The organism is Streptomyces sp. NPDC028298 (assembly GCF_055565895.1).
This window is the reverse complement of the sequence record NZ_JBVHTL010000002.1, coordinates 915307-936263: the sequence shown is the minus strand read 5'-3', so window position 1 is coordinate 936263 and position 20957 is coordinate 915307. Positions and strand designations below refer to the sequence as shown.

Annotated in this window: 19 protein-coding genes and 1 pseudogene; 10 read left to right on the top strand and 10 right to left on the bottom strand. The window is 71.4% G+C overall.

The genetic code is table 11. The features are described from left to right. Positions 1 to 20 precede the first annotated feature (20 nt). The 4 genes from ACZ4TO_RS12665 to ACZ4TO_RS12650 are packed head-to-tail and all read left to right on the top strand — an operon-like array spanning position 21 to position 3246. Positions 21 to 1079, top strand: coding sequence for a PhoH family protein (locus ACZ4TO_RS12665; protein ID WP_382782352.1), 1059 nt, complete (start codon positions 21 to 23; stop codon positions 1077 to 1079). Between the two features lie 12 nt (positions 1080 to 1091). Further along, a complete protein-coding gene (gene ybeY, locus ACZ4TO_RS12660; RefSeq protein ID WP_361687049.1) occupies positions 1092 to 1589 on the top strand; it encodes an rRNA maturation RNase YbeY in 498 nt (165 codons plus the stop codon). Further along, positions 1586 to 2890: a hemolysin family protein gene (locus ACZ4TO_RS12655; RefSeq protein WP_385042255.1), complete on the top strand. Its 1305-nt coding sequence runs from the start codon at positions 1586 to 1588 to the stop codon at positions 2888 to 2890. Before ybeY ends, ACZ4TO_RS12655 begins: the two co-directional genes overlap by 4 nt. After that, the gene (locus tag ACZ4TO_RS12650; RefSeq protein ID WP_382782345.1) at positions 2887 to 3246 is read left to right on the top strand and encodes an MmcQ/YjbR family DNA-binding protein; all 360 of its coding nucleotides are present in this window, start codon (positions 2887 to 2889) and stop codon (positions 3244 to 3246) included. The genes ACZ4TO_RS12655 and ACZ4TO_RS12650 overlap by 4 nt, the downstream gene beginning before the upstream one ends. Positions 3247 to 3290: 44 nt before the next feature. On the opposite strand, the gene ACZ4TO_RS12645 is transcribed toward ACZ4TO_RS12650, so the two are convergent. Continuing rightward, on the bottom strand, positions 3291 to 4823 hold the full coding sequence (locus tag ACZ4TO_RS12645; RefSeq protein WP_468024147.1) for an MFS transporter: 1533 nt from the start codon (positions 4821 to 4823) through the stop codon (positions 3291 to 3293). 141 nt (positions 4824 to 4964) lie between these two features. On the opposite strand from ACZ4TO_RS12645, the gene ACZ4TO_RS12640 reads away from it, so the two are divergent. Both ACZ4TO_RS12640 and ACZ4TO_RS12635 read left to right on the top strand, forming a co-directional pair. After that, the gene (locus ACZ4TO_RS12640) at positions 4965 to 5786 is read left to right on the top strand and encodes a helix-turn-helix transcriptional regulator (protein ID WP_382782767.1); all 822 of its coding nucleotides are present in this window, start codon (positions 4965 to 4967) and stop codon (positions 5784 to 5786) included. A gap of 43 nt (positions 5787 to 5829) precedes the next feature. After that, on the top strand, positions 5830 to 6183 hold the full coding sequence (locus ACZ4TO_RS12635; RefSeq protein ID WP_382782339.1) for a cytidine deaminase: 354 nt from the start codon (positions 5830 to 5832) through the stop codon (positions 6181 to 6183). 63 nt (positions 6184 to 6246) lie between these two features. Here ACZ4TO_RS12635 and era read toward each other — a convergent pair whose 3' ends face one another. Next, positions 6247 to 7239, bottom strand: a complete 993-nt coding sequence (gene era, locus ACZ4TO_RS12630) for a GTPase Era (RefSeq protein ID WP_382782336.1) — start codon at positions 7237 to 7239, stop codon at positions 6247 to 6249. A 235-nt stretch (positions 7240 to 7474) separates the two neighbouring features. Here era and ACZ4TO_RS12625 point away from each other — a divergent pair, with 235 nt between their 5' ends. Together ACZ4TO_RS12625 and ACZ4TO_RS12620 are read left to right on the top strand one after the other, a co-directional pair. Then, positions 7475 to 8782: an ammonium transporter gene (locus ACZ4TO_RS12625; protein ID WP_468024146.1), complete on the top strand. Its 1308-nt coding sequence runs from the start codon at positions 7475 to 7477 to the stop codon at positions 8780 to 8782. Beyond that, positions 8779 to 9117, top strand: a complete 339-nt coding sequence (locus ACZ4TO_RS12620; protein WP_382782331.1) for a P-II family nitrogen regulator — start codon at positions 8779 to 8781, stop codon at positions 9115 to 9117. The genes ACZ4TO_RS12625 and ACZ4TO_RS12620 overlap by 4 nt, the downstream gene beginning before the upstream one ends. Here the strand turns inward: ACZ4TO_RS12620 and ACZ4TO_RS12615 are convergent. The 4 genes and pseudogenes from ACZ4TO_RS12615 to ACZ4TO_RS12600 all read right to left on the bottom strand — a co-directional run. After that, positions 9014 to 10036 (bottom strand): annotated as a pseudogene (locus ACZ4TO_RS12615) (DUF916 domain-containing protein); the annotation flags it as partial. The gene ACZ4TO_RS12620 and the pseudogene ACZ4TO_RS12615 overlap by 104 nt on opposite strands. Before the next feature lie 127 nt (positions 10037 to 10163). After that, positions 10164 to 11489 (bottom strand): beta-xylosidase, encoded by a 1326-nt coding sequence (locus tag ACZ4TO_RS12610; RefSeq protein ID WP_382782328.1) that lies wholly within the window; start codon positions 11487 to 11489, stop codon positions 10164 to 10166. Positions 11490 to 11804: 315 nt separating this feature from the next. Beyond that, positions 11805 to 12281, bottom strand: a complete 477-nt coding sequence (locus ACZ4TO_RS12605; protein WP_468024145.1) for a hypothetical protein — start codon at positions 12279 to 12281, stop codon at positions 11805 to 11807. A gap of 322 nt (positions 12282 to 12603) precedes the next feature. Beyond that, on the bottom strand, positions 12604 to 13446 hold the full coding sequence (locus ACZ4TO_RS12600) for a helix-turn-helix transcriptional regulator (protein ID WP_468024144.1): 843 nt from the start codon (positions 13444 to 13446) through the stop codon (positions 12604 to 12606). Positions 13447 to 13565: 119 nt separating this feature from the next. Between ACZ4TO_RS12600 and ACZ4TO_RS12595 the strand changes: the two genes are divergently transcribed. Continuing rightward, complete coding sequence (locus ACZ4TO_RS12595; RefSeq protein WP_385042252.1) at positions 13566 to 14444, top strand: NAD-dependent epimerase/dehydratase family protein; 879 nt, start codon at positions 13566 to 13568, stop codon at positions 14442 to 14444. Between the two features lie 121 nt (positions 14445 to 14565). On the opposite strand, the gene ACZ4TO_RS12590 is transcribed toward ACZ4TO_RS12595, so the two are convergent. The 4 genes from ACZ4TO_RS12590 to ACZ4TO_RS12575 form a co-directional block, all read right to left on the bottom strand. Beyond that, positions 14566 to 15828 carry an MFS transporter gene (locus ACZ4TO_RS12590; protein WP_468024143.1) on the bottom strand — a complete coding sequence of 421 codons (1263 nt, stop codon included), beginning with the start codon at positions 15826 to 15828 and terminating at the stop codon, positions 14566 to 14568. Next, complete coding sequence (locus tag ACZ4TO_RS12585) at positions 15825 to 17129, bottom strand: GH1 family beta-glucosidase (protein WP_468024142.1); 1305 nt, start codon at positions 17127 to 17129, stop codon at positions 15825 to 15827. The genes ACZ4TO_RS12590 and ACZ4TO_RS12585 overlap by 4 nt, the downstream gene beginning before the upstream one ends. A 166-nt stretch (positions 17130 to 17295) precedes the next feature. Next, positions 17296 to 17562, bottom strand: coding sequence for a protealysin inhibitor emfourin (locus ACZ4TO_RS12580; protein ID WP_382782311.1), 267 nt, complete (start codon positions 17560 to 17562; stop codon positions 17296 to 17298). 86 nt (positions 17563 to 17648) lie between these two features. After that, complete coding sequence (locus ACZ4TO_RS12575) at positions 17649 to 18719, bottom strand: M4 family metallopeptidase (RefSeq protein WP_468024141.1); 1071 nt, start codon at positions 18717 to 18719, stop codon at positions 17649 to 17651. Between the two features lie 320 nt (positions 18720 to 19039). Between ACZ4TO_RS12575 and leuA the strand changes: the two genes are divergently transcribed. Then, positions 19040 to 20791, top strand: coding sequence for a 2-isopropylmalate synthase (leuA, locus tag ACZ4TO_RS12570; protein WP_382782306.1), 1752 nt, complete (start codon positions 19040 to 19042; stop codon positions 20789 to 20791). The last annotated feature ends 166 nt before the right edge of the window (positions 20792 to 20957 follow it).

Genomic DNA, 20957 nt, shown 5'->3' with positions numbered 1-20957 from the left:
CAGGCCTACAGAGCCGGCCCATGACTCAGACACCCACAGCTCACGGCCCCGCACAGGGGCAGGCGCGCGCGCACTTCACCGTCCCGGCCAAGCACCCCATGGTGACCGTTCTGGGTTCCGGAGACGCCCTGCTGCGCGTGATCGAGAAGGCCTTCCCGGCGGCCGACATCCACGTCCGGGGAAACGAGATCAGTGCGGTGGGCGACGCCGGTGAAGTCGCGCTCGTCCAGCGCCTGTTCGACGAGATGATGCTGGTGCTCCGCACGGGGCAGCCCATGACGGAGGACGCAGTGGAACGCTCGATCGCCATGCTCAGGGCGAGCGAGAACGGGGAGGGCGACGGCCAGGAGACTCCGGCCGAGGTGCTCACGCAGAACATCCTGTCCTCGCGAGGCCGCACCATCCGCCCCAAGACGCTCAACCAGAAGCGCTACGTCGACGCCATCGACAAGCACACCATCGTGTTCGGCATCGGCCCCGCCGGTACGGGCAAGACCTACCTCGCCATGGCGAAGGCCGTCCAGGCGCTCCAGTCCAAGCAGGTCAACCGCATCATCCTGACCCGCCCGGCGGTCGAGGCCGGCGAGCGGCTCGGCTTCCTGCCCGGCACGCTCTACGAGAAGATCGACCCCTATCTGCGCCCGCTGTACGACGCGCTGCACGACATGCTCGACCCGGACTCGATCCCGCGCCTGATGGCGGCGGGCACGATCGAGGTCGCGCCGCTGGCGTACATGCGCGGCCGGACCCTGAACGACGCCTTCATCATCCTGGACGAGGCCCAGAACACGAGCCCCGAACAGATGAAGATGTTCCTCACCCGCCTCGGCTTCGACTCGAAGATCGTGATCACGGGTGACGTGACCCAGGTCGACCTCCCGAGCGGGACGAAGTCGGGTCTGCGGCAGGTCCAGGACATCCTGGAGGGTGTCGACGACGTGCACTTCTCGCGGCTCACGTCCCAGGATGTCGTCCGGCACAAGCTGGTCGGCCGTATCGTCGACGCGTACGAGAAGTACGACAGCGAGAACGGCACCGAGAACGGCTCCCACAAGAGCCGGGGCCACAAGGGGAAGTAGACCAGCACCGCCATGTCGATCGACGTCAACAACGAGTCCGGAACCGAGGTCGACGAGCAGGCGATCCTCGACATCGCCCGCTACGCGCTCGCACGGATGCGCATCCACCCGCTCTCCGAGCTCTCGGTGATCGTCGTGGACACCGACGCCATGGAGCAGCTCCACATCCAGTGGATGGACCTGCCGGGACCGACGGACGTCATGTCCTTCCCGATGGACGAGCTGCGCCCGCCGTCGAAGGACGACGACGAGCCGCCGCAGGGGCTGCTCGGCGACATCGTGCTCTGCCCCGAGGTCGCCGAGCGGCAGGGCAAGGACGCCCCGACGCAGCACTCCATGGACGAGGAGCTCCAGCTCCTCACCGTCCACGGGGTGCTGCACCTCCTCGGCTACGACCACGAGGAAGCCGACGAGAAGGCCGAGATGTTCGGCCTGCAGGCCGCCATCGTGGACGGCTGGCGCGCGGAGAAGGGCATCACGGGTCCGTCTCCGGCCCCGACCGTGTCATGAGCCCACAGCTTGTCGTCGGTGCCATCGTCCTGGTCGTCGTCGCCTGGCTCGCCGCCTGCGCGGAGGCGGGCCTCGCGCGGGTCTCCAGCTTCCGCGCCGAGGAGGCGGTCCGCAGCGGCCGGCGCGGCAGCGCCAAGCTCGCGCAGGTCACCGCGGACCCGACGCGCTATCTGAACGTGGCGCTGCTGGTCCGCGTGGTCTGCGAGATGGCGGCGGCCGCGCTCGTCGTCTTCGCCTGCCTCAAGGAGTTCGACCGGACCTGGCAGGCGCTGGCCGTCGCCATCGCCGTCATGGTCCTCGTGTCGTACGTCGCGGTGGGTGTCTCGCCGCGCACCATCGGCCGTCAGCACCCGCTGAACACCGCGACCGCGGCCGCGTACGTCCTGCTGCCGCTCGCCCGGATCATGGGGCCGATCCCGCCGCTGCTGATCCTCATCGGCAACGCGCTCACCCCCGGCAAGGGCTTCAGGCGCGGCCCGTTCGCCTCCGAGGCTGAGCTGCGGGCGATGGTCGACCTCGCCGAGAAGGAGTCGCTCATCGAGGACGAGGAGCGCCGCATGGTGCACTCCGTCTTCGAACTCGGCGACACCCTCGTGCGCGAGGTCATGGTGCCCCGCACGGACCTCGTCGTCATCGAGCGCTACAAGACCATCCGGCAGGCCCTCACCCTGGCGCTGCGCTCCGGTTTCTCCCGCATACCCGTCACGGGCGAGAACGAGGACGACATCGTCGGGATCGTCTATCTCAAGGACCTGGCCCGCAAGACGCACATCAGCCGGGACGCCGAGTCCGAGCTGGTGGCCACGGCCATGCGGCCCGCCACGTTCGTGCCCGACACCAAGAACGCCGGAGATCTGCTGCGCGAGATGCAGCAGGAGCGCAACCACGTCGCCGTCGTCATCGACGAGTACGGCGGCACGGCCGGCATCGTCACCATCGAGGACATCCTCGAGGAGATCGTCGGCGAGATCACCGACGAGTACGACCGCGAGCTGCCGCCCGTCCAGGAGCTCGGCGACGACCGCTTCCGGGTGACCGCCCGCCTCGACATCGGCGACCTCGGCGAGCTGTACGGCTTCGAGGCCTACGACGACGAGGACGTGGAGACCGTCGGCGGGCTGCTCGCCAAGGCCCTGGGACGGGTGCCCATCGCCGGGGCCTCCTCGGTGGTCGAACTGCCCGACGGGCGCGAGCTGCGGCTCACCGCCGAGGCCGCCGCCGGCCGCCGGAACAAGATCGTGACCGTGCTCGTCGAGCCCGTCGGCCCGGCCGGGCCCCCTCGGGAGGAGAAGCCGGAGTGACCCCGCAGGAACTGCGCGCGTTCTGCCTGTCCTTCAACGCCACCGTCGAGGACTTCCCGTTCAACCCCGAGACCTCGGTCTTCAAGGTGCTGGGCAAGCTCTTCGCGCTGACGAACCTGGACGGACGCCCGCTCACGGTCAACCTGAAGTGCGACCCGGACGACGCGCTCCGGCTGCGCGAGCAGCACCCGGGACTGGTCGTCCCCGGCTATCACATGAACAAGCGGCACTGGAACACGGTGACCGTCGACGGCGAGCTCCCGGACTCTCTGGTCCGGGAGCTCGTCGAGGATTCGTACGATCTCGTCGTGGCCGGTCTGCCGCGCGCCGAGCGGCTGCGCCTCGACCGTCCCTGACCCGGGACCTGTCGTCCCCGGCCCGGGACGGTCCGGCGCCGCCCTCAGCGGGCGCGCGACGCGTCCCGCCGCCCGAGTCCGACCGCGACCAGGGCCGCCGCCCCGAGCACGATCGCCGCGTCCAGGGCGAGGACCGTGTGCACTCCGCCGAGCAGGTCGCCGGAGGTGGTCGCGAGGACGCCGAGCAGCGGGATGCCGACGGTGATGCCCACCTGCTGGGTGGAGGTCACCAGACCGGTGGCCAGGCCCTGCTCCTCGTCGGGGACGCCCGAGGTGACGGTCAGGCCGTACGAGATGATCGCGCCCAGGTGGCACATGCTGGCCAGCGACACCCCGGCGACGGCGATCCACACCGACCAGGTGTGCGCGTTCAGCAGCAGCATCCCCGCCACGAACAGGCCCTGTCCGGCCAGCGAGGCGGCCAGGGTGCGCCGGGCGCCGAAGCGGCCGATGACCTTCGGCGCGTACATCCCGGCGACGGCCGACAGCAGCCCCTGCGCGCCGAAGACCAGACCGGTCTCGAAGGCCGAGAGGCCGAGCGTCTCCTGGAGGTACAGGGTCAGCACGAAGACGACCGTCGACATCATCGAGAAGGTGACCAGGCCGCCCAGATTGCCCCACGCCACCGTGGGGCGGCGCAGCATCCTCAGGCTGACGAGCGGGGCGTCGGCGCGGGACTCGATCCGCACGAAGGCGACGAGCAGCAGCACACCCGCGACGAGTGTCACCACGACGTCCGTCCGGCCGAAGCCGCGGTCCGCCGCCGTCGACAGCGCGTAGATCAGGGCCAGCAGACCGCCGGTGACGGTGACCGCGCCGGGGATGTCCAGGCGGGGGCGGTCTCCGGCGCCCGTGTCCCGGGGGCCGGACGCGGGCAGCAGTCCGCCGGCGAGCGGCAGCACGACGAGCGCGAACAGCGACAGCAGCCCCATCGTCGAACGCCAGCCCAGCACGTCGGTCAGGACGCCGCCCGCCACCATGCCGACCGTGAAGCCCAGCGACAGGAGCGTGCCGGAGATGCCGAGCGCGCGGTCCCGGGCGGGGCCCTCCGGGAAGGTCGTGGTCAGCAGCGACATGCCGGTCGGCACGATCGCCGCCGCCGCGAGACCTTGCAGGGCCCGTCCGGCCAGGAACGACGCCGGGTCCCAGGCGAGGGTCGCGAGCAGCGAGGCCGCCCCGAACAGGGTCAGCCCGGCGAGGAAGAGCCCCCGGCGGCCGAACAGGTCGCCGATCCGGCCGAAGAGGAGCAGGAAGCCGCCGGACGGCAGCGCGAAGGCGGTGACGGCCCACTGGAGCGCGGACGGGCTCATGCCGAGGTCGTGGCCGAGCACGGGCAGCGCCACGTTCAGGACGGAGAAGTCCAGCGCGACCATGAACTGGGCGGCGCACAGCACGAAGAGCACGAGCGCCGCGCGGCCCGACAGCCGGTCCGGGCGCGGCGGCCGGCCGGCCCTCCCGCGGGCCGGTGACGCGGTGGAGGTGTCGGCCCGGGGGCCGTTCGTGGTGCCCGGATCGACGCCCGGCGTGCCGGTGCCGGGGGTGCGGGCGGTTGACTCGGTGGTCGTGTCGGTGGTCATGGGAAGAGCGTGCGGCGGCCGGAATATCCGTGGGGAGCCGGAACTTATGCTGGTGGCCGCACCACCAGTCACCGGAGGGGGAGACACGTGGCGGAGGACGCGCCGAAGACCCGACGACGCCCGGAACTCCGCGAGTTCCTGATGAGCCGCCGGGCACGGGTGTCACCGGCCGAGGCCGGGCTCCCGGGCGGCGGAGCCCGTCGCCGCACACCGGGGCTGCGCCGCGAGGAGGTCGCCGTCCTCGCGGGCGTGGGCGTCTCCTGGTACCAATGGCTCGAACAGGGGCGGGACATCTCCGTGTCGCCGCAGGTCCTGGACTCCGTCGCCCGCGTGCTGCGGCTCAGCAACACCGAGCGGCGTCATCTGTACACGCTGGCCGGACTGAACCCGCCCGCTCCCGAAGTCGCCCCCGGGGACCGGGACATGTGCGACGGACTGCGGCGCCTGATCGACACGTGGATGCCGTATCCGGCGCACATCATGGACCCGTACTACAACTGCGTCCTGTACAACGACGCCGCCGCGGTGGTCCTCGGCATGCGTCCGGAGATCACCCAGAACTGCGTCGTCGACTTCTTCACCGACCCGCTCTACCGCGGCCGTTCCCGCACCTGGGAGCACAACGCCCGTACCGTCGTGGCCCAGTTCCGCGCGTCGTGCGCGGCCGCGCCGGACGACGAGGGGTTCCGCGAGCTGCTGACCGGGCTGACCGAGGCCAGCCCCGAGTTCGCGGAGTTGTGGGAGCGGCGGGACATCGAGGACGCGGGGCAGATCCGCAAGGAGCTCGACCATCCGCTCGTGGGGCTGCTCGCCGTCGAGTCCACCGCGATGAAGGTGCCGGTCCGGCCCGACCTCACGATCGTGCTGCACACCCCGCTGCCGGAGGCGAACACGGCCGCGAAGCTGGAGTGGCTCGCCTCGCCGGAGGGACGCCGCGGCTCGATGTACCCGGTGGCCGGCTGACCCGTCGGCGCGGGACGGTGCCGGCACTTCGTATGCTCTGGTCATGACCGACAGCAGCGCGCTCGACCCCGAGGACCGCAAGATCGTCACCCTGGCCCGTTCCGCGCGGGCCCGCAACGGCGTGCCCGAGGGCGCGGCCGTACGCGACGAGACGGGACGTACCTACGTCGCCGGGACCGTGGAGCTGGAGTCCCTGCGGCTGAGCGCCCTGCGGACGGCCGTGGCGATGGCCGTGGCGTCCGGCGCGAAGTCCCTGGAGTCGGCGGCCGTGGTGTCCGAGGCCGCCGCCGTCACCGACGCGGACCGGGCGGCCGTACGGGATCTCGGCGGGCCCGCCACACCGGTGCTGCTGGCCGGCCCCGACGGCGCCGTGCACACGACGGTGACCGCGGGCTGAGCATGGCACCGCCCCGGGGGAAGTGATCTCCCCCGGGGCGGTGCCGTACGTTTCCGGGTCGCCTCAGAAGCCGAGCTTGCGGAGCTGCCGGGGGTCGCGCTGCCAGTCCTTGGCGACCTTCACGTGCAGGTCCAGGAAGACCGGCGTGCCCAGCAGGGCCTCGATCTGCTTGCGCGACTTGATGCCGACGTCCTTCAGGCGCTTGCCCTTGGGGCCGATGATGATGCCCTTCTGGCTGGGGCGCTCGATGTAGACGAAGGCGTGGATGTCGAGGAGCGGCTTGTCGGCCGGGCGGTCCTCGCGCGGCAGCATCTCCTCGACCACGACGGCGATGGAGTGCGGCAGCTCGTCACGGACGCCCTCCAGCGCGGCCTCGCGGATGAGCTCCGCGATCATGACCTGCTCCGGCTCGTCCGTCAGATCGCCCTCGGGGTAGAGGGCGGGCCCCTCCGGCAGCAGCGGGACGATCAGGTCGGCCAGCAGACCCACCTGCTTGTCCCCGACCGCCGACACCGGGACGATCTCGGCCCACTCGAAGCCGAGCTCGCGGCCGAGCTGGTCGATCGCGATGAGCTGCTCGGCCAGCGTCTTGCTGTCGACGAGGTCGGTCTTCGTGATGATCGCGATCTTCGGCGTCTTCTTGATCGACGCCAGTTCCTTCGCGATGAAACGGTCACCGGGACCGAGCTTCTCGTTAGCGGGCAGGCAGAAGCCGATCACGTCGACCTCGGCCCACGTGGTGCGGACGATGTCGTTGAGCCGCTCGCCCAGCAGCGTGCGCGGTTTGTGCAGGCCCGGGGTGTCCACGAGGATCAGCTGCGCGTCCGGCCGGTGCACGATGCCGCGCACGGTGTGCCGGGTCGTCTGCGGCTGGTTCGCGGTGATCGCGACCTTCTGGCCGACCAGAGCGTTCGTGAGGGTGGACTTGCCCGCGTTGGGGCGGCCCACGAAACAGGCGAAGCCGGCTCGGTGGCTCTCCACCGGGTCGAGGGCGCCGGAGCTGCCCTTGTCCTTCGACGGCTCGGATGACTGGTTGCGAACGCTCATGGCGCCCATTGTCCCTGATCGTCGGGTGCCCGCCGTACCAAGCCGTCCCAGGCCCCTGAAGCCGCCGTTCCGGTTCCCGCGCGCGGGGTGATCGCCGGCAGGGCGCCGATCACCTCCGCGGTGAGGATTCGGTAATCACGGCGCAATGAAACACCACGGAAACGCGGGTGTGCGCAACCGGAAACGCGGGCCCACGACGCTCTGACGACGCCCCGCCCGTGCCCCCCACTCCGCTGGAGAGACCGTGACCCTGGCCGCTTCCCGGATCGACACCGGCGACACAGCCTGGCTGCTCGCCGCCACCGCGCTCGTGCTCCTGATGACCCCGGGGCTCGCCCTCTTCTACGGCGGCATGGTCCGCGCGAAGAGCGTGCTCAACATGCTGATGATGAGCTTCGTGTCGATCGCCCTGGTCACGGTGGTGTGGCTGACCGCCGGCTACTCCCTGGCCTTCGGCGAGGACGCGTTCGGCGGGCTCGTCGGCGGTCTGGAGCACGCCGGGATGGCCGGGATCGGGCCGGACAGCGTCCAGGGCTCCGTCCCCACCCTGCTCTTCGCCACGTTCCAGCTCACCTTCGCGATCATCACCGCCGCGCTCATCAGCGGGGCGGTCGCCGACCGGGCGAAGTTCGGGGCCTGGCTCGTGTTCGTGCCCGTCTGGGCGCTGCTCGTATACGTTCCCGTCGCGCATTGGGTGTGGGGCCCGGGCGGCTGGATCCGGGACGGTCTCGGCGCCCTCGACTTCGCGGGTGGCATGCCGGTCGAGATCGCCTCGGGCGCCTCGGGACTGGCGCTGTGCCTGGTGCTCGGACCGCGGCTCGGGTTCAAGAAGGACGCCATGCGCCCGCACAACCTCCCGATGGTCATGCTCGGCGCCGGTCTGCTGTGGTTCGGCTGGTTCGGCTTCAACGCCGGATCCGCCCTCGGTGCCAACGGTCTGGCCGCCGCGGCCTTCCTCAACACCCTCGCCGCCGGCTGCACGGGTCTGCTCGGCTGGCTCCTCGTCGAGCAGCGCCGCGACGGCCACCCGACCACCCTGGGCGCGGCCTCGGGCGCGGTCGCCGGCCTGGTGGCCATCACCCCCTCGTGCGGAGTGGTGTCCCTGCTGGGCGCGCTCGCGGTCGGGCTCGCCGCCGGCGCCGTCTGCTCGTACGCCGTGGGCTGGAAGTTCAAGCTGAACTACGACGACTCGCTGGACGTCGTCGGCGTGCACCTGGTCGGCGGTGTCATCGGCACGCTGCTCATCGGCGTCTTCGCCGTCCACGGGATGACCGGCGGCCCCGAGGGGCTGCTGTACGGCGGAGGCCTCGGGCAGCTCGGCCGGCAGCTCGTCGGTGTGCTGGCCGTCGGGACGTACGCGTTCGCCGCCACGTACGGCATCGGCCGGGCCATCGACCGGCTCATGGGGCTGCGGGCCGAGGAGGAGCACGAGCGGACCGGCCTGGACCTTACGGTGCACGCCGAGAGCGCCTACGATCACGGGGTCCTGGGCCACGGCGCCCCGGTGTCGTCGTCCCTTCCCACCGCGCAGAAGGTCAAGCCCCAGGCATGAAGCTCATCACCGCGATCGTCAAGCCCTTCCGTCTCGACGAGGTCAAGGCCGCCCTGCAGGAGCTCGGCGTGCACGGGATGACCGTCACCGAGGCCAGCGGGTACGGGCGTCAGCGCGGGCACACCGAGGTGTACCGCGGCGCCGAGTACCAGGTCGACCTGGTCCCCAAGGTACGGATCGAGGTCGTCGTCGAGGACGCGGTGGCCGACGCGGTCATCGACGCGGTGGTGAAGGCCGCGCAGACCGGAAAGATCGGAGACGGAAAGGTGTGGTCCGTACCCGTGGAGACGGTCGTACGGGTACGGACGGGCGAACGCGGGCCCGACGCGCTCTGAGCGTCACCACGGCCGCGGCGAGCGCGAGGACCGCGAGCACGGCCACCAGCCACGGCAGGGCGAGGAACGACACGCTCGCCGACTCCCGGGTGCCCGGCGCGCTGGCCGTCAGCGTCACGTCGCCCCAGTCGAGCTGGGGCGCCCCGTGCCAGGGCGCGGTGAGCCGGACCCGCTGGCCGGGGAGCAGCTCCGAGGGGATGCCCGCGAGTTCGCGGGACAGCAGGGTCCGCCCGAAGAGACCCTCGGCCCTCAGCCGCACCTTGGGGTTCAGCGTCACGTTGCCCGTGTTGTGGAGGGTGTACGAGACGGTGGCCGAGCCGGATCCGATGCCGGGGATCAGCGGCTGGTGGTGGGTGAGGCGCACCTTCTCCACGGCGAGGGCGGGGACGGTGGGCCCGCCGACGCGGAGGTAGACCCGGGCGGCGACGGCTCGCCGCACCCCGACCGAGAGGGAGCCCGAGCCCGTCTCGATCCGTTCGTCGAGCGCCACCAGCGCGCCCGGATGGTCGCCGGGTTCGGCCCCCTCGGGGACGTGGAGCGTGAACGGCACGGTGACGCGGCCGTGCGCGGGCACGGTGACCCGGGAGCGGGCGGGCTCGGCCCAGGCCCCCACCCCGCGCTGCTTCTCCGACAGGGTGCGGACGGCGAAACCGCCGTCGCGGGCGGTGTTGTAGGCGTCGGCCGCGTAGAGCCGGAACGTCAGCGGGGAGCCGGTCTTGTTGGCGACGGTGACCTTGTCGCCCAGGGTCTGGCCGGGGTCGGCGGACAGATAGAAGTAGGGCCGCTCGGCGATGCGCGAGGAGACCGGGTAGACCGACCAGCTCCCGTTGTCGGCCGCGTACGAGGGCGCGGCCGTGAGGGCCACGAGGGCGGGCAGGACCAGGAACACGCTCAGGAGGAGGGCGTACGGCTTGCGCATGGGTGCGGACCCCCGCGGACGGCATCGGCGGACTGGCGGCTCTCGTCGTGCGTGAACTCCCCTGTGTGGACGGGCGGGTGCGCGCCCGGCCACGGGGGTGCGGACGACCGGTCGAAGGGCGGACCGGTCAGCTCAGCGTCAGCGTGAGCACACCGGAGTAGGAGCCTGGCGGCGTGAACTCCGGCACGTTCAGCGACAGTCCGGCGTCGACGGTGAACTCACCACCGGTGAGGGTCCCGTTGGGGGTGGACGCCAGGGTCGCTCCCGAGGTGCCGACTGTGCCGGACGAACCGGCCTGGCAGGTGCTCGGGCTGCCGGCCTTGGTGGTGCAGGCCGGTGTCCAGCTCAGGGCGCCGGCGGCGATCTTCGCGCCGGGGCCGGTGAAGTCGGTGACCTTGCCGGTCAGGGACCAGCCCGCGGGTCCGCCGCGGAAGTCCTTGACCGTCACCGTCTGCAGGGCGCCGGTGGATGCGCCGCCCTTGCCGTAGTCGACCGCGGACAGCGCGACGGCGTCCCCGGCCTGGGTCATCGACAGCGTTCCCGCCTTCACCGTGGTGGTGAGCTTCTGACTGCCGTCCGGGACGGGTGTGTTGTCGATGACGACGTACGCGGCGGGGCCCGCTCCGTGGTCCGGGTCCCAGCTCGCTCCCTCGTACGCGACCACGCCGGTCGTCGTCTTGTCGTTGACGACGAGCGAACCGCTGACGGAGCCCTGGGCGTTCGCGGTCACGGTCGCCGTGTCGGCGGTCTGGGTGGCCCCGGACCGTCCGGCGAGGGTGACGGCGGCACCCGGGGTGAAGCCGCTGCCGGTGACGGTCACGCTGTCACCGGGGTTGCCGGAGGCCGAACCGAGCTGGATGGCCCGGGTGTTGGTCTGTCCACCCGTCGCGGTGACCGTCTCCGACACCGGGGCGGGCGGGTTGGTGACCGTGCACGGGGTGTCCAGCTCCATGATGTAGCTGGTGTGGATGTTGTAGTCACCGGGGGACAGGGTGATCGCGCCGGGCGCGGTCACGGTGAACGTGCCGGTCATGCTGAACGACGGGAAGGCGCCCTTGGCGGGCACCGGGTCGTTCTTCTTGGGGCCGGCGACGGTGACGCTTCCGGTCTGTGCCCCGCCCAGCGTCACCTTGCCGGTGGGGGTCATGATGTCGGCCGGCAGCGCGAGGTCGACGGGGTTGCTGGCGGCGGGACTGACCACCGTGTAGGTCACGGTGACCGTGTCGCCGACCTTGGGACTGGCGTTGTCCACCGCGATCTTCGCGGTGGTGGTGCCGTCGATCGGCGGGATGCCCGCGATCGCGGGCGGGATGCAGTGCGTGGCGAAGTCCACGTTCGTGGGTGCGGCTCCGGCCGGAGCGGCCAGCGCGCCTCCCACGGTGAGTGCGAGCACGGTCGCCCCGAGCAGTGCCGCGACACGGCGTCTTCGGCTGGTCGGACCCGTGGTTGACATGGGTGTTGCCCCCCTCCTGAGGGATGCGGGCGCAGCGGCTCGTCTGCGCCGACAGGGGGACATTGATGTGCCGGTCGTGTGAGAAGTCAATGGAGACCCGGCGCAGTGACTGATGGGCCATCAGGTTCTGTCATGGTCACCAACTCGGCTTGTTGGTGGCGGAGTTGTCCTTCCGGGTGGCTGGCCTCGGGGGCCGGGCCGGGCCGGGCCGGGCCGGTGTCGCTGCGCGCGGGCGGCACCGGCCCTCTTCACGTCGTGGCGCGGTGGATCAGTGGATCAGTGGATCAGCGGATCGGTGACTCGTGACTCAGTGGCTCAGTCGAAGACGAACGGCCCCGGGGACTGCGGTGCGTCCGCCGTGCAGGTGATCGTGATGCCGAAGATCGTCATCTTCAGCGAGCCGCCGTAGAACTCCAGGCTGTCGCCGGAGGCGACGGTGCCGTCGAGGGGGCCCACCGACACTCCGCTGCCGGTCGCCATCGCGGGGTTCTTCTTGCCGCTGAAGGCGGTGGTCCCGCCGCTCGCGTTCACCAGGGAGAGCGTCGAGGTGACCGAGTTCGCGGCGATCGGGATCGGGGCCGTGATGGCGGTGGAGCTGAGGGTGACGGTCGCGGCCGTGCCGTCCTGGGTGGCCGTGAGGGTGGCCGCGCCGCCGCCACCGATGGTGCAGGTCGCGTTGATCGTGGCCGTCTGGGGAGTGACGGCCGCGGCGGTCGGCGCGAAGGCCAGACCGGTCGCGGCCAGGGTGCCGGCGGCTAACGCCGAGACCGTTGCGAGTCGCTTGCCTCTCATCGAAATCCCTTCCCTTGTGGGGAATTGCCATGTGGGGATGGTCGGGACGGAGCCGTCCGCCCTGGTCCGGGCACACGGGCTCCTCACCTCTGTGCCCGGTGAGGGTGCGGGGAGACGTGTACGCGGACCGTCCGCGGGTGGGGGTGCGGGACGCCGTGCGGGGGCGTGTGCGACGGTCCGTCGGAATGTGCGGTTCCATTGAGGCGCAGGCACCTTGCGATGACAAGGGAAGCGAGCGGGTTCCTTCAACGGTCATGAAAAGTGGCCGAAGTTGGACCCGGGCGCGCGGGCCGACGGCTGGACGGCCACCCGGTCCGGGAGGTCACCGCCGGCCGGTGGCGGGCGTGAGGTCCTGCAGGCCCACCACGCGCAGCAGCCGCAGACGTTCGTGGGACTCGGTGCCGGGGCGTGCCGTGTGGACGACGAGGAGCTGGTTGTCGTCGGAGCTGAGCAGGATCTCGCAGTCGAGTTCCAGCAGTCCGACCGTGGGATTCAGGAACCGCTTCGTCGCGGAGCGCCGTACGGCGACCTCGTGGGACTCCCAGAGCTCCGCGAACTCCTCGCTCGTGGCGCGCAGTTCGGCCACCAGGGCGGCCGGCGCCGGGTCCGTGGGGCGGGCCGCGGTGACCGCGCGCAGGTTCGCGACGTGGGAGCGGGCGTGCTCGGGGCGGTCCTCGGGCGGGAAGAGGGACCGGGAGGCCGGGTCGGTGAAGAACCCGCGTATGAGATTGCGCCCGGGTTCGCTCCGACCCGTCAGTGCCGCCGACATCGCGTTCTGCGCGAGCAGCTCGCCGTAGTCGGTCACGACCTGGGCGGGGGCGTCGTGCAGCCGGTCGAGGATCAGCAGCAGCCCGGGGCGCACGTGCGAGGAGGCGCCCATGGCGCGGGGCGGTTCCTCACCGGCCAGGTGGAAGAGGTGGTCCCGCTCGTCGCCGGTCAGCCGCAGCGCCCGTGCCAGCGCGCCCAGCATCTGGCGGGAGGGGCGCGGCCCCCGGGCCTGTTCGAGCCGGGTGTAGTAGTCCACGGACATGCCCGCGAGCGCCGCCACCTCCTCGCGGCGGAGGCCGGGGATGCGACGCCGGGAGCCGGCCGGGAGCCCCACGTCGGAGGGCTCCAGACGGGCCCGGCCGCGGCGCAGGAAGTCGGCTGTCTCGGATCGGTCCACCTCTCCAGGGTGACGCAGGCCCCCGGTCTTATCCAGGGACCGCCGGTCCCCGGATCAGGAGGTCTCTCCCGCCCCGCCCGGCTCGGGGGGACGGTGGAGGCCGACGAGAGGAACACATCATGCTGACACTGGTGACCGGAACCACCGGCGAGGTCGGACGCCGTTTCGTCCCCCGTCTGCTGCGAGCGGCACCCGCCGGGGACCGGGTGAGGATCCTGGTGCGCGACGAGTCCCGGGCGACGGCCCTCGCCGGGCTCACCGGCCCGACCGGCCTCGGGCCGGAGATCGCCGTCGGGGACCTGCGCGACCCGGCGACGCTGGACAAGGCCCTGGTGGGCGTGGACGCGGTGGTGAACATCGCGGCCTCCTTCCGCGGCGTTCCGGACGACGAGGCCTGGGCGGTCAACCGCGACGCCGCGCTGGAGCTGGGCCGCGCCGCCGCCTCCGCGGGGGTGCGCAGGTTCGTGCAGGTCAGCACCAACCTGGTCTACGGGACCGGCCGGGGCCGCCCGCTCACCGAGGACGACCCGAGCGTGCCCGGCGGCGAGATGTGGGGTGCCTACCCGGCCTCCAAGGCCGAGGCCGAGCGCGGGCTGCTCGCCCTGGACACGGACATGGAGGTACGGATCGGCCGCCTCCCCTTCGTGTACGGGGAGGGCGACCCGCACCTGGCCGCCTCGTTGCGGTGGGCCGGGCAGTGGGCCGCCACGCAGCGGCTGCAGATGGTCCACCACGCGGACGTCGCCCAGGGCCTGCTCCGGCTGCTCCACGCCCCCGCCGTGGGCGCCACCCCGATCTACAACATCGCCGACGACGCCCCCGTCACCACCGTCGACCTGCACCGGATCAACGGCGTCGAGGTGCCGCCCGCCCTGTACGAGCGCACCGACCCCGACCCCTGGAACGGCATCGTGTCCACCGACCGCATCCGCCACGACCTGGGATACCGCCCGGTGTACCCGTCCCTGTGGACGGCCCGCGACGCCGGCGCCCTGTGATCCGCCCGGCGGCCCGTTCCCGGCACCCGCCCGGCGAGGGCCGTCGGCGCCCGCCGGGGGAGGGCCGTCGACGCCCGCAGGGGGGAGGGCCGTTCGGTCCGCCGGAGGGAGGGCCGTCGGTTCAGTCCACCCCCTTGATCCGCACCACCAGCACCGCCCCCGCGAGGCCGATCACCGCCGCGACCAGGTACAGGACCCGGTAGCCGCCCAGATAGGTCACGATCGGGGCGGCCAGGACCGGGGCCGCGACCTGGGGAAGGGCGTTGGCGATGTTGATGACGCCGAGGTCCTTGCCGCGGTCGAGGGCCTTGGGCAGCACATCGGTCATCAGGGCGAAGTCGACCGAGGTGAAGACGCCGAACCCGACGCCGAGGACGGCCGCGGCGGCGATCGCGCCGGGCCAGGTCTGCCAGCCTGCCAGGGCCGCCGTGGCCACCGCCATCAGCACGCCGGACCAGATCACGAACGGTTTGCGGCGTCCCAGCCGGTCCGACCACACCCCGCCCACCACGACCGTGGCCAGCAGCGTGATCCCGTTCACGGCGGTGAGGACGAGGACGCCCTGCTCGGGGTCGTCCAGGCGCAGCCGGTCGCGCAGGTAGTAGAGCAGGTACAGCAGCACGAGGGCGTTGCTGAGGTTGATCAGGAAGCGGGTCAGCCAGGCCCACGCCAGGTCGGGGTGCTCGCGTGGACTCAGCCGGAAGGACGCGAGGAACTCCCGCCCCGACCAGGGCGGCCGGGCCGACTCGGGCAGCCGCAGGTCCTTGTGGCGCAGGACGTACGGCAGGACGCCCACCAGCGTGAACACCGCGCACGCCGCGTATCCGCCGCCGGTGCCCCCCGCCACCGTCGCGAGCCCGGTGCCGCCGACCACGCCGAGGATCTGCGCCGCGCCCAGCCAGCCGCCCACGCTGCCGCGCTGGAGCCGCGGCACCCGGTCCGGGACGGCCGCCGTGACCGCCGCGAACGCGGCGTTCAGGGTGAGCTGGACCAGACACCAGCCCGCCGCCATCGTCCAGACGCCGCCCGCGCCCGCGAGGAGCAGCAGGGACAGCGCGCCGCCGGCCGCCCCCGCCACGATCCACGGCGTCCGGCGGCCCCACCGCGCGGTCGTCCGGTCGGACAGCGCGCCGAAGAGCGGGTTGGCGATCAGCGAGACCACCGCGCCCGCACCCGTCACCCAGGCCAGCATCGTCTCCTTGGACATGCCGGTGCCGGGCGCGAAGTCCTCCGCCTGGGAGGCGAGGAGGATCTGGAGCGGGCCGTACCAGCCCACCCAGATCGCCCCGTTGGCGAGCGAGAGCGCGGACGTCCAGCCCCGGCCGACCCGTTCGACGGGCTCGGCGAGGGCGGACAGGGGAGCGACCCGGTCGGCCGCGGTCATCTCTGTGCCCGCAGGGCGTCCCGCAGCCAGGCGTACGAGGCCTTCGGGGTCCGTTCCAGGGTGTCGTAGTCGACGTGCACGAGTCCGAAGCGGCGCTCGTACCCCTCCGCCCACTCGAAGTTGTCCATCAACGACCAGACGAAATAGCCGCGTACGTCGACGCCCTGCTCCAACGCCCCGTGCAGCGCCCGTATATGGCCGTCCAGGAAGGTGATCCGCTCCTGGTCGTCGATGCCCTCGTAACTGCAGCCGTTCTCCGTGATGACGACGGGCGGGAGCCGGTCGCCGTAGCGCTCGCGGAAGCCGGTGAGCAGCTCGGTGAGCGCCCCGGGCACCACCGGCCAGCCGAAGTCGGTGACCGGGTACCCCTCCAGTTCCTTGACGGTGAACGGCAGTTCGGCGGGCAGGGTGAGTCCGCCGAACTCGATCTCCGCGCCCTCGGGGGCGCCCACCTTGGTCGGCTGGTAGTAGTTGATCCCGTACCAGTCGACCGGCTCTCCGATGATCTTCAGGTCCGACTCGACGTCACCGGGCATCAACGCGCCGATGCCGTCGGGGTAGCGGCCCAGCAGGACGGGGTCGGCGAAGAGCCGGTTGAGCAGGAGGTCGTAGAAGTCGGCCGCCTCCACGTCCTCGGTACGGTCCGAGGCCGCCCAGGTCGGGCCGTGCGAGTTGGCGATCCCGATGTCGCCGGCTCCGGCCGCGCGCAGCGCCCGTACGGCCAGACCGTGGGCGAGGAGCTGGTGGTGGGCCACCGGTAGCGCGTCGAACATGAGCCGCTTGCCGGGGGCGTGCGCGCCCAGGGCGTGCCCCAGCAGGGTGTGCTCGGCGGGCTCGTTGAGGGTGATCCACTTCTTGACGCGGTCGCCGAGGCGCTCCGCGACGGCCGAGGCGTACGCGGCGAACCGCTCGGCGGTGTCCCGGTCCGCCCAGTCCAGCTCCGCCGGCAGGTCCCAGTGGAAGAGGGTCGGTACGGGCCGTACGCCGGCCGCGCACAGGGCGTCGACCAGGCGGTCGTAGAAGTCGAGGCCGCCGGGGGAGTTCACCCGGGGCCAGGAGACGGAGAAGCGGTACGCGTCCACGCCGAGGCCGGCCAGCAGCGCCACGTCCTCGGGGTAGCGGTGGACGTGGTCGCAGGCCACCGCCGCCGTGGAGCCGTCCTTGATGTGACCGGGCCCGGCGGTGAAGGCGTCCCACACCGAGGGGGCGCGCTCGTCCACGGCCCCCTCGATCTGATGGGCCGAGGTGGACACGCCCCAGAGGAAGCCGGACGGGAACTGAGGGAGGGGGTTGGTCGCCATGCGCGATCATCTGTACCCGCGGTAACGGAAGTCAACGGGTCGGCGCCAACCCGCGGCCGGGCCTGCCCCGTCGGGCCCGCTCCTCCCGGCGTCCTGCCTCGGGCGCTCCTTCGGGCTCCCCGATCCCGGGCACCCGCTTCAGGCTCCCCGACCCCGGGCGCCTGCTTCAGGCTCCCTCCTTCAAAACCCGGGAGATCAGTTCGCGCTGGTCCTCCGTGAGCTTCGGGTCGGCGGCGTGGACGGTCCTGCCGTCCACGGTGATCTCGTAGTGGAATCCGTCCGGGATGCCGGCCGGCGGCGTGTCCTGTCCGGCGGCGAGCACCCGTTCGGCGAGGGCGCGCCACTCGGGGGCGTCGGGCCGTGCCGAGGTGTCCACCTCGGCACGGCGCTCGATGCCCGCGAACCCGCCCGTACGCCGCACTTCGATACGCATGGGGTCCTGTCCGGTACGAGTCGTGCACCGGAGGCGGGTGCCTCCGGGCTACGGGTCGGATACCCGGGATCCGGCGGCGGATCCCGCTAGGCGGAGGGAACCCCGACCTGCTCCCAGGCCTTCGACACGGCCTGCAGTTCCTCGCCCTCTTCGTACCGGGTCCGGGCCGCGGCGAGCGTGAGCCGCGCGAAGTCGGAGAAGTCGGCCTGCTGCGACAGCTCCCCGCCGGTCAGCACGTCGTACCAGATCTGTCCGGCCCGCTCCCACGCGTGGCCGCCGAGGGCCTGGGCGACGAGGTAGAAGGCGTGGTTGGGGATGCCCGAGTTGATGTGGACGCCGCCGTTGTCCCGGCTGGTGTGGACGTAGCCGTCCATCGTCCCGGGCTGCGGGTCCTTGCCGAGCACGTCGTCGTCGTACGCGGTGCCCGGTGCCTTCATGGAGCGCAGGGCGGTGCCGGTGACCCGCGGGGCGAGCAGCCCGGCGCCGATCAGCCAGTCGGCCTCGCCGGCGGTCTGGCCGAGCGTGTACTGCTTGATCAGCGAGCCGAAGACGTCCGACATGGACTCGTTCAGGGCGCCCGACTGGCCGAAGTAGGCGAGGTTCGCCGTGTACTGGGTGACGCCGTGGGTCAGCTCGTGGCCGATGACGTCGACCGGGAGGGTGAAGTCGAGGAAGATCTCGCCGTCGCCGTCGCCGAACACCATCTGCTCGCCGTTCCAGAAGGCGTTGTTGTAGTCCTTGTCGAAGTGCACGGTGGCGTCGAGCGGCAGGCCCTCGCCGTTGATCGAGGTGCGCTCGAAGGCGTTCAGGTACAGGTCGAAGGTGGCGCCGAGGCCGGCGTACGCGCGGTTGACGGTGGCGTCCCTGCCGGGCTTGTCGCCCTCGCCGCGGACCCTCTTGCCGGGGAGGTCCTGGCGGTGGCGGGCGTCGTAGATCGTGCGGTGCGGCGCGCGGTCGTCCGCCCCCGCGGGGGCGGCGACGGCGGGCGCGCCGATCACGGTGGTCAGCCGGCGGTGGGTGCGCTCGTACGCGTCGCGCTCCAGGGTCTGGCGCGCGGGACCGGAGAGCGCGGGGTCCTCGTGCTGGGCGAGCTTGTCGAGGACGTGGGGCGGAACGATGGTGCAGTGGACGGGCTCGTGGCCCCCGTTGGTCGTCATGCCCGGCACCCTTGCATTGAGTGACCTATATGTCACTACGTGCAACCATGATTGGTGAAATGCGCGGATAAGGAGCCGGGGATTCCGGCGTGAAGTGGTATGGCGCACTTTTTGTCCCGTTTGCCGCGCCCGATCCCGCATACTGATACAGCCCTCCGCACGGAGCGGGGCTCCGCTAGGCTGCGGAGCATCATGCGTTTCGGGCTGCTTCTTCTTAGCTGCCGCGGCGAGGGCCTGTAGTCGAGGCCGACCCCCTCCCCGCGGAGTCTGGCGTTGCGCCGTCGGCCGTCCTTTCGGACATCCTGAGGAGCCCACGCATCATGGCGAACAGCCACAGCAGCGAGCAGACCCGCGCCAACCGCCAGCGTCCCACGTCGATGCCGGTCCACAAGTACGGCCAGTACGACCAGGTCGACATCCCGGACCGCGACTGGCCGAACAACCGGATCACCGTCGCCCCCCGCTGGCTCTCCACGGACCTGCGTGACGGCAACCAGGCCCTGATCGACCCCATGTCGCCCGCGCGCAAGCGTGAGATGTTCGACCTGCTGGTCAAGATGGGCTACAAGGAGATCGAGGTCGGCTTCCCGGCGTCGGGCCAGACGGACTTCGACTTCGTCCGCTCGATCATCGAGGACGAGACCGCGATCCCGGACGACGTGACGATCTCCGTACTGACCCAGGCCCGCGAGGACCTGATCGAGCGGACCGTCGAGTCGCTGAAGGGCGCCAAGCGCGCCAACGTGCACCTGTACAACGCCACCGCGCCGGTCTTCCGCCGCGTCGTCTTCCGCGGCTCCAAGGACGACATCAAGCAGATCGCCGTCGACGGCACGCGTCTGGTCGTCGAGTACGCGGAGAAACTGCTGGGCCCCGAGACCGAGTTCGGCTACCAGTACAGCCCCGAGATCTTCACCGACACCGAGCTGGACTTCGCGCTGGAGGTCTGCGAGGCGGTCATGGACGTCTGGCAGCCCGGCCCGGGCCGCGAGATCATCCTCAACCTGCCCGCCACGGTGGAGCGTTCGACCCCCTCCACGCACGCGGACCGCTTCGAGTGGATGGGCCGTCACCTGTCCCGCCGTGAGTACGTGTGCCTGTCGATCCACCCGCACAACGACCGCGGCACCGCCGTCGCCGCCGCCGAACTGGCGCTGATGGCCGGCGCCGACCGCGTCGAGGGCTGCCTGTTCGGGCAGGGCGAGCGCACCGGCAACGTCGACCTGGTCACCCTGGGCATGAACCTGTTCTCCCAGGGCGTCGACCCGCAGATCGACTTCTCCGACATCGACGAGATCCGTCGTACGTGGGAGTACTGCAACCAGATGGAGGTCCACGCGCGCCACCCGTACGTGGGCGACCTGGTCTACACGTCCTTCTCCGGCTCCCACCAGGACGCCATCAAGAAGGGCTTCGACGCCATGGAGGCCGAGGCGGCCGCGAAGGGCGTCACCGTCGACGACATCGAGTGGGCCGTCCCGTACCTGCCCATCGACCCCAAGGACGTCGGCCGCTCCTACGAGGCCGTCATCCGGGTCAACTCGCAGTCGGGCAAGGGCGGTATCGCGTACGTCCTGAAGAACGACCACAAGCTGGACCTGCCGCGCCGGATGCAGATCGAGTTCTCGAAGATCATCCAGGCGAAGACCGACGCCGAGGGCGGCGAGGTCACGCCGAAGGACATCTGGGCGACCTTCCAGGACGAGTACCTGCCCAACCCCGACAACGCGTGGGGCCGTATCCAGGTCAGGACCGGCCAGTCCACCACGGACAAGGACGGCGTCGACACCCTGACCGTCGAGGCCACGGTCGACGGCACCGACACCGTCCTGAGCGGCACCGGCAACGGCCCGATCTCCGCCTTCTTCGACGCCCTGCAGTCCATCGGCGTCGACGTGCGCCTGCTGGACTACCAGGAGCACACGATGAGCGAGGGCGCCTCCGCGCAGGCCGCGTCGTACATCGAGTGCGCCATCGGCGACAAGGTCCTGTGGGGAATCGGCATCGATGCGAACACGACACGCGCTTCGCTGAAGGCCGTCGTCTCCGCCGTCAACCGAGCGGCCCGCTGACCTCGTTCACCTGGTTCTTTCCGGCCCCGTCCGCCTTTCGAGGCGGGCGGGGCCGGGTCGTGTCCCGGCCAATTCGTGTGCAGGTCACGAGCAGGTCTCGTCCCAGGTACTGACTACACCTCAACAATGTGGCTAACATCACGCCAGCGCGGCGATGTTGCCGTGG